Origin of the sequence: Streptomyces sp. NPDC006265 (genome assembly GCF_040613555.1) — a bacterium.
GTDB lineage: Bacteria > Actinomycetota > Actinomycetes > Streptomycetales > Streptomycetaceae > Streptomyces.
Map to the genome: position 1 here is coordinate 1 of NZ_JBEXSH010000421.1, position 7,718 is coordinate 7,718.

Consider the following 7,718-nt stretch of genomic DNA (forward strand, 5'->3'; position numbering starts at 1 on the left):
GACTCCCCGGGACTGACCCGCACCCAGGCTTTCTTCGCGGCCTTGGTCTCTGCGGCGGTCTTCGGCTCGACTGTCCTCTGCGCGGCCTTGGCCTCGGCCTCCGCCTTCGGCTCGGCTGTCTTCGGTGCGGCCTCGGCCTCCGCCTTCGGCTCGGCCGTCTTCTTCGCGGGCCTGGGCTTCGTTGCGGCCGTCTTCTTCGCGGCCTCGGGCTCTGCCTCAGCCTTCGCGTCCGTCGGTGCCGTGCTCTCGGCCGCCGCCGGGCTGGCCTCCGGCTTCTCGGCCGCCTCGGCGGTCGCGGTCGACCTGCCCTCCTCGGTCGGCTCCTCCACCGGCGCCGGCTTCTCAGCCGTGGCCGCGTTCATCACCGCAGGCTCCTCGACGACCGGCGTCTCTGCCGAAGCCGTCTTCGCCTCCGTCGCCTCTGCCTCCGTCGCCTCCGCCGAAGCCGTCGCCGCCTCCGTCGCCTCCGCCGAAGCCGTCTCCGCCTCCGTCGCCTCCGCCGAGGCCGTCTCCGTCTTCGCCTCCGGCGTTTCCGCGGCAGCCGACTCCGCAGTCTGCGAGGCCTCGGCAGCAGCCGTCTTCTCGGTGGTCGCGACGGCGTCCGGCTTCTGCTCAGCCGTCGCTTCCTCGGCAGCCGGCGTCGGGGCGCTCTCCGTCGAGTCGGCGGGGCGCGGGACCGCGATCTTGTCGAAGGCCGCCGAGACGAGGTCGTGTTCCTCGTCGCGAGGTTCGGGGACGTTCGCCGTCGGCCCCGGAGTGGGTTCGGGGGAGGGGGACGGGACCTTGGGGGCCGCCGCGGGTGCCGTCGCAGTGGCCTCGGCGGTCGTCGGTTCCGTCGGCGTGGTCTGCGTCGCACCCTCCGCCTCGGCGGTTTGTGTCTTGCGGGATCGTCCGAACGCGTTCCGCAACCGAGTGAGAATGCCCATGTGCGCGCAACCCTTCGCGTGAGTTGAAGCCCGTCAATCCCTGGCCAGGACGGACACGTAAGGTTAGCGGCCCTCCTGTGTGATCTTGGGCAGGGTCTGTTGTGCCAGGTTCACCTTGTCAAGGGGGCATCCGGCCCGCGCGGGTGTCGGCGGGCCGAATCGAGCCAACCCCCGTACGTCACCCGTGGGTTCAACCGTTGTTCACCAGGGCGCCCGGCTGTCGCACAAATGCGCCCCTACGGTCACGTGGACACCGAGGGTATCCATGGGGAGAGTAAAGTGCGCAAGCTGCTGCCGTTGATCGGAACACCGTCCGGTTCGCACCCCGGCGGCCGGTCCGCCATGACCTGTCGTTTCCGGTGTGGTGACGCCTGCTTCCACGAGGTGCCCAACACCAGCACCAACGCGTACGTCGGTGACGTGATCGCCGGTGCGATCGGCCGCCGGTCGATGATGCGTGCCGCGGCCGTGGTGACCGTGGCCGCCGCGGGGGCGGGTGCCGCCGGTTTCGTACAGGCTCCGCGGGCCGCCGCCGCCCCGGTCGCCGCCGCGGCCACCGGCGCCCCGTCCGCCGCCGGCGCCTGCGAGGCGGCCCGGCGCAAGCACAAGGGCGCACGGGGGCTGCGCTTCGCGTCCGTCGCGTCCAACACCGCCGACGCCGTGACCGTGCCGGAGGGGTACCGGCAGAACGTCGTCATCCGCTGGGGCGAGCCCATCCTGCGCGGTGCGCCCGCCTTCGACCCGGAGAAGCAGACCGCGCAGGCCCAGGCCGGGCAGTTCGGGTACAACTGCGACTTCCTCGCCCTGCTTCCGCTGCCCGGGGAGCGCGGTCGGCAGCTGCTCGTCGCCAATCACGAGTACACCGACGAGATCCTGATGTTCCGCGGGTACGACGCCGCCGCCCCGACCCGTGAGCAGGTCGAGGTGGCCTGGGCCGCGCACGGGCTGTCCGCCGTCGTGGTGGAGGAGGACCGCAGGAGCGGCAAGCTCACCGCTGTCTCCCGGCATCGGCTGAACCGGCGGGTCACCGCCACCACCGCGTTCCGGCTCACCGGGCCCGTCGCCGGGTCCGACCTCGTGAAGACCTCCGCCGACCCGACCGGCACCAAGGTGCTCGGCACCCTCAACAACTGCTCCGGCGGTGTCACCCCGTGGGGTACGACCCTGCACGGCGAGGAGAACTTCAACCAGTACTTCGCCAACAGCGGCCGGGCGACCGACAAGCGCTACGGGATCGGCACCGGGCCGACCGAGCGGAAGTGGGAGAGGTTCGACAAGCGGTTCGACGTCGCCCGGGAGCCGAACGAGGTCCACCGGTTCGGGTACGTGGTGGAGTTCGATCCGTACGACCCGGAGTCCACGCCGCGCAAGCACACCGCTCTCGGGCGGTTCAAGCACGAGGCGGCCACCGTGCGGCTCACGCACGACGGACGGCCGGTCGTGTACTCCGGCGACGACGAGCGGTTCGACTACTTCTACAAGTTCGTCGGCAGCAGGCGGATGAAGCACGGCTCCTCCCGGGCCGTGCGCGAGCACAACCTCTCCCTGCTCGACGAGGGCACGCTGTACGTCGCCAGGCTCACCGGCGACTCCCCCGCCCTGGAGATCGACGGCACGGGCAAGCTCCCGAAGGACGGCGAGTTCGACGGCGGCGGTGAGTGGATCCCGCTGGCCACCGCCACCGCCGAGGGCGCCGTCTCGCACGTGGAGGGGATGAGCGCCGAGGAGGTGTTCGTCTTCACGCGGCTCGCCGGTGACAAGGTGGGCGCGACCAAGATGGACCGGCCCGAGGACATCGAGCCCAACCCGGTGACCGGCAAGGTCTACGTCGCGCTGACCAACAACACCAACCGGGGCGTCGGCTCCAACGCCAAGGCGGACGAGGCCAACCCGCGCACGGCCAACAAGCACGGGCATGTGCTGGAGCTCACCGAGCGGTGGAACCGGCCCGAGAGTACCCGGTTCGCCTGGTCGCTGTTCCTGGTCGCCGGCGACCCGGACGATCCCGCGACCTACTTCGCCGGGTTCCCGAAGGACGCCGTCAGCCAGATCTCGTGCCCGGACAACGTGGCCTTCGACCCCCACGGCAACCTGTGGATCTCCACCGACGGTGCCCAGCTGGGCTCGCACGACGGCCTGTTCGGCGTGGCGACCCGGGGCGAGCGGCGCGGTGAGCTGAAGCAGTTCCTGACCGTGCCGAAGGGGGCAGAGACCTGCGGCCCGATCATCCAGGACCGGCGCGTTCTCGTCTCCGTGCAGCACCCGGGCGAGGTCGACGGCGCCTCGGTGGAGAAGCCGGCCAGTGCCTGGCCCGACGGGCCGGGCACGTACGTCCGGCCGGCGGTCGTGGCCGTGTGGCGTGCCGACGGGTGCGACATCGGCGTCTGAGGCAGCTGGCAGCGGCCCATCGTCCGAGCCGTGCGGCAGCAGCAGCGGTTCGTCCGGGCCGGGCAGCAGCAGCGGTTCGTCCGGGTCGTTCGGAAGCGACGGTTCGTTCGGGCCGCCCGGCGGCAGCCGATCGTCCGGGCCGCCCGGAAGCGGCGGTTCGTCCGAGCCGTTCGGTGACAGCGGTTCGTCCGAGCCGTGCGGCAGCAGCCGTTCAGGGGAGGGCTGGGCTCGGGGGTCTGCGTGGGCCGCCCGGTTCCAGCCAGTCCCGCTCCAGCCACTCCCGGTAGGCCGGTGCCTGGCGGGCCACCTCCCCGTACGCCGCCTCCAGCGCCGGGTAGACGCCGTCGAGGTCGGTCTCCGTGCGGGCCGCGGCGAGCAGCCGTACGCCGAGCGGGTCGCCCTTCAGGCGGCGTACCGCCATGTCGGGCCGGGGAGTGCGGGTCGGCTGGCAGACGGTGACCACCTCGCCGGTCGCGACCAGGGCGTCGGCCGTGTGGTAGTCGCCGTGCAGGACGTGCGGGCTGACGCGGGCGGCGCGGAACATCCGCTGGACCGCGTCCCATTCGCCGTCGACGGTGGGATCGATCATCCAGCGGTCGCCGGCCAGGTCGGTCAGCTCGACCTCCTGCTTCGCGACCGCCGGATGGTCGACGGGCAGGGACACGCACTGCGGTTCGCGCTCCACCAGGACGCGCAGCCGGAGCTCCACCGGGATGCGCAGCGGGCAGCCCTCCACCTCGTGTACGAAGGCGACGTCGAGCTGGCCGTCGGCGACCATGCGGAGCAGGGCGTTGGGCGAGACGTTCATGTGGAGGCTGGGATTCTGGCCGTGGGCGCGCAGTCGGCGCAGCCAGCCCGCCAGGGCCTTGCTCGCCGTCGAGCCGATGCGGAGCTCGGCGCCGCCGGACGCCGCCGCCCTCGCCTCGGTGACCAGCAGGTGCAGTTCGGCCATCAGCGGACGGGCCCGGCTCAGGACCAGGCGGCCGAGCGGGGTGGGGCGGCAGCCGGTGTGGGAGCGCAGGAAGAGCGGTCCGCCGAGCTCCTGCTCGATGCGGCGCAGTTGTGTGCTCAACGACGGCTGGGCAACGCCCAGCTGCCGGGCGGCGCGGTGCAGACTGCCGGTGTCGGCTATGGCGCACAGCGCGCGGAGGTGCCTCACCTCGAGCTCCATGCTCTGTGAGGCTAAAGCGGAATCGCGGCGTTAACCAGCCACATAATTCATCGCTAAACCAGGTGAATTGGGCAGCCGATAGCGCGGTCCTATCCCTGGTTGCCATCATCACAGGCGCCGCACAGGCATCGAGACTCACCGGTGAGACTCAACCCCACCCAAGGAGTCCTCGATGCGAAAGTCCCTGTCCTCCCTGGCGGTTCTCGGCCTCGGCCTCACGATGGCCGGACTCGGAACGGCTGCGCCCGCCGCGGCGTCCCCGGTCGCGGAGCCCCACGCCGGGTTCGTCGCCAAGTCGCCCCAGTCCGCCCGGTCCGCCGACTCCGACGCGAGCAGAGCCTTCTTCCAGGCGGTCCTGCAGTCCGTCGCCGAGAAGCGCGCCGAGAACCCGAGTGCCACCGCGGCCGTCACCGTCGTCTACGACGCCTCCCGCGCTCCCACGTTCAGCGCCCAGATAGCGCGCAGCACCCAGATATGGAACAGCTCGGTGTCGAACGTGCGGCTCCAGTCGGGCTCCGCGTCGGCGGCGGACTTCAGCTACCGGGAGGGCAACGACTCCCGCGGTTCGTACGCCTCCACGGACGGCCACGGCAGCGGCTACATCTTCCTGGACTACCGGCAGAACCAGCAGTACGACTCCACGCGGGTCACCGCCCACGAGACGGGCCACGTCCTCGGTCTTCCCGACCACTACTCGGGCCCGTGCAGTGAGCTGATGTCCGGCGGCGGGCCCGGCCCGTCCTGCACCAACGCCATCCCGAACGCGACCGAGCGGTCCCGTGTCAACCGCCTGTGGGTCAACGGCCTGACGGCGGCGATGGACAAGGCCCTGGAGAAGTCGGCCCGCTGAGACCCCCACACGGATACGGCCGCCCCGCTGCGAGGGGCGGCCGTATCCGTGTGCGCGTACCGGTCCGGGGTCAGCGGCGCTCGTGGAGCGTGAGGTCCGTGACGACGGCCCGGTGGTCGGTGTCGGCCAGGTCCAGGATGCGGGTGCGGCTCGCCCCGAACTCCTTCGACACCAGCACGTGGTCGATCTGCGCGCCGAGCGTGGGTGCCGTCCGGGCCGGCCAGGTGGCCGTGCGGTCGGCGCCGTCCAGGCGGGAGGCGTCGCGCAGGCCGGTGTCGAGGATGCGGCGGAAGGCGGCGTGGTCCTGGGAGGCGTTGAAGTCGCCGGCCAGGACCAGGGGGGTGCCCGGGTCGCTGGTGGCCGCGTCGCGCAGGGTGCCGAGCTCCCGGCGCCAGAGGTCCACCTGGCCGGGCAGCGGGGGCATGGGGTGGGCGAGCTGGAGGCGTACGGCGTGCCCGTCGACGTCGGCGATCGCCCCGGGCATGCCCATCGTGCCGCGCACGCCCTCGGTGGGCCGCAGCGGGAAGCGGCTGAGGATGACGGAGCCCTCGGAGCCGTCGCCCTCCACGGCCCGGCGGTGCGGGTACTCCTGGGCGAGGTCCCGCTTCAGCAGCGCGTCGCACGCGTGGTCGCACTCCTCCACGAAGACCACGTCCGGTTTCTCGCGGCGGACGGCGGTGACGAGGGAGGCGGTGCCCTGGCCGAACTCGACGTTGGAGGTCAGCACGCGCAGTTCGGCGACCGGCCGGCCCGAGGGGTCGTCGGCCATGCCGTACGGCTCGATGAACCAGGCCAGCAGGCCGAGCAGCACGACGCCCCACACCGTCCCGAGCCACCAGCGGGACAGCAGCGTGAGCAGCAGCCCCACTGCGGTGGGGACGAGCAGCCAGGGGAGGAAGGCGAGGAACTGGGGGACGGGCGTGATGCCGTCGTTGTCGGCGGCGCGGAAGCCGATGACCACGCTCACCCCGGTGAACAGCAGGCCGGCACACCAGGCGCCGAACCGCCGTCCGGGCGGGCGGTGCTCGCGCCCGTCGTCCCTGGCGGTCCACTCGGCAGCGGCGGTGTCCAAGGCCCGGCCTTCCGTTCGCGGGGTGGGATGCCCGAATCCTCCCTCAAAGACGGGGTGGGGCGGGGGAAGGTTGCCGGGCATCGACCCGGGCCAGGAACTCCTCCAGCGCGGCGTCGAACACCTCCGGGCGTTCCAGGTTGGGCATGTGGGCCGCGCCGTCGACGATGTGCAGCTCCGCGTCCGGGAGGGCCGCGTGCAGGGCCAGGGCGTCGGAGACGGGCGTGAAGGTGTCGTCCGCTCCCACGACCACCAGGGCCGGGACGGAGACGCGCGGCAGCAGGGCGGTGTAGTCGGGGCGGCGGGCCCGGGCGCGCAGGGCCGCGGCGGCGCCCTCGGGGGCGGTGGCCGTCATCATGCCGTGCACATGCGCCTTGACCTCGGAGGAGGCGTACGGGGCGACCATCCGCTCAAGGACCTCGTCGGCGTAGCCGCGCATGCCCTCCGCGAGGAGGCGGTCCGCCATGGCGTCGCGGGTGCGTACGCCCTCGGGGGTCTCCGCCGCCGGGAAGGTGTCGGCGAGGACCAGGCCGCGCACGCGCTCGGGGAACAGGCGGTAGCAGTCCATGACGATCTGCCCGCCCATCGACAGGCCCGCCAGGACGAACGACTCCATCTTCAGCCCGTCCAGCAGGGCCTCGATGTCCCGGGCGAATGCCGAGAAGTCCGCGACGGCCGGGGTTGTGGGGGAGGCGCCGTAGCCGCGCAGGTCGGGAGCGACGACTCGGCGGGTACCCGGGAACCTCTCGAGCTGCGGGGCCCACATCGTGCGGTCGAAGGGGTGGCCGTGGACGAGAACCAGGGGTACCCGATGCGTGTCGGGGCCTTTGTCCTCGTATGCGAGGAAGGGTGCCATGGCGTCGACCCTAGGCCGCCCAACTACTCGGTGCAATAAGATCTTTGCTCTCGGTGCAATCCAAGGGGGAGACCGGCCGATGAGTGACTACCGGCGTATCGCCGACCGCATCGCCGGCGACATCGCCACCGGCCGGCTGCGGCCGGGGCAACGGCTGCCGCCGCAGCGGGCGTTCGCACGGCGGCGGGGCATCGCCCCGTCGACCGCCGGGCGGGTGTACGGCGAACTCGTGCGGCGTGGGCTGGTCGTCGGGGAGGTCGGGCGCGGCACCTTCGTACGGGCCGCACCGGACGGCCCGGCGGGCCAGGCACTCATCGAGCCCGGGCCGGCCACCGCGCGCGTCAACCTCGAGCTCTCCTACCCGGCCACGCCCGGTCAGCCGGAGCTGCTCGCCCCCGTCCTCGCACCGCTGTCCGCCCTCTACATGCAGCCGACGCGGCTCAACCCGACCTCCCGGA

The 7,718-nt window shown here is 72.3% G+C and carries 6 protein-coding genes and 1 pseudogene; 3 read left to right on the top strand and 4 right to left on the bottom strand.

Translation table 11 applies throughout. The features are described 5' to 3' along the window. A pseudogene (locus ABZ281_RS28895) lies at window positions 1–926 on the bottom strand (Toxic cation resistance protein); the annotation flags it as partial. Between the two features lie 279 nt (window positions 927–1,205). On the opposite strand from ABZ281_RS28895, the gene ABZ281_RS28900 reads away from it, so the two are divergent. Further along, on the top strand, window positions 1,206–3,314 hold the full coding sequence (locus ABZ281_RS28900; protein WP_356660127.1) for a PhoX family protein: 2,109 nt from the start codon (window positions 1,206–1,208) through the stop codon (window positions 3,312–3,314). Window positions 3,315–3,525: 211 nt separating this feature from the next. On the opposite strand, the gene ABZ281_RS28905 is transcribed toward ABZ281_RS28900, so the two are convergent. Continuing rightward, window positions 3,526–4,485 (bottom strand): LysR family transcriptional regulator, encoded by a 960-nt coding sequence (locus ABZ281_RS28905; RefSeq protein WP_356660129.1) that lies wholly within the window; start codon window positions 4,483–4,485, stop codon window positions 3,526–3,528. A 172-nt stretch (window positions 4,486–4,657) separates the two neighbouring features. On the opposite strand from ABZ281_RS28905, the gene snpA reads away from it, so the two are divergent. Further along, on the top strand, window positions 4,658–5,335 hold the full coding sequence (gene snpA / locus ABZ281_RS28910) for a snapalysin (RefSeq protein ID WP_356660131.1): 678 nt from the start codon (window positions 4,658–4,660) through the stop codon (window positions 5,333–5,335). A 70-nt stretch (window positions 5,336–5,405) separates the two neighbouring features. Here the strand turns inward: snpA and ABZ281_RS28915 are convergent, their stop codons facing one another. Continuing rightward, the gene (locus tag ABZ281_RS28915; protein WP_356660133.1) at window positions 5,406–6,407 is read right to left on the bottom strand and encodes an endonuclease/exonuclease/phosphatase family protein; all 1,002 of its coding nucleotides are present in this window, start codon (window positions 6,405–6,407) and stop codon (window positions 5,406–5,408) included. A gap of 43 nt (window positions 6,408–6,450) precedes the next feature. Continuing rightward, a complete protein-coding gene (locus ABZ281_RS28920; protein ID WP_356660135.1) occupies window positions 6,451–7,260 on the bottom strand; it encodes an alpha/beta hydrolase in 810 nt (269 codons plus the stop codon). A 79-nt stretch (window positions 7,261–7,339) separates the two neighbouring features. Here ABZ281_RS28920 and ABZ281_RS28925 point away from each other — a divergent pair. Beyond that, on the top strand, window positions 7,340–7,718 hold a 379-nt coding region (locus ABZ281_RS28925), incomplete at its 3' end, for a GntR family transcriptional regulator (RefSeq protein WP_356660137.1).

Bases quoted from the DNA above. Each gene is read 5' to 3' on its own strand.
- ABZ281_RS28920 (WP_356660135.1), bottom strand. From the start codon at position 7,260: ATGGCACCCTTCCTCGCATACGAGGACAAAGGCCCCGACACGCATCGG.
- ABZ281_RS28905 (WP_356660129.1), bottom strand. From the start codon at position 4,485: ATGGAGCTCGAGGTGAGGCACCTCCGCGCGCTGTGCGCCATAGCCGAC.
- snpA (WP_356660131.1), top strand. From the start codon at position 4,658: ATGCGAAAGTCCCTGTCCTCCCTGGCGGTTCTCGGCCTCGGCCTCACG.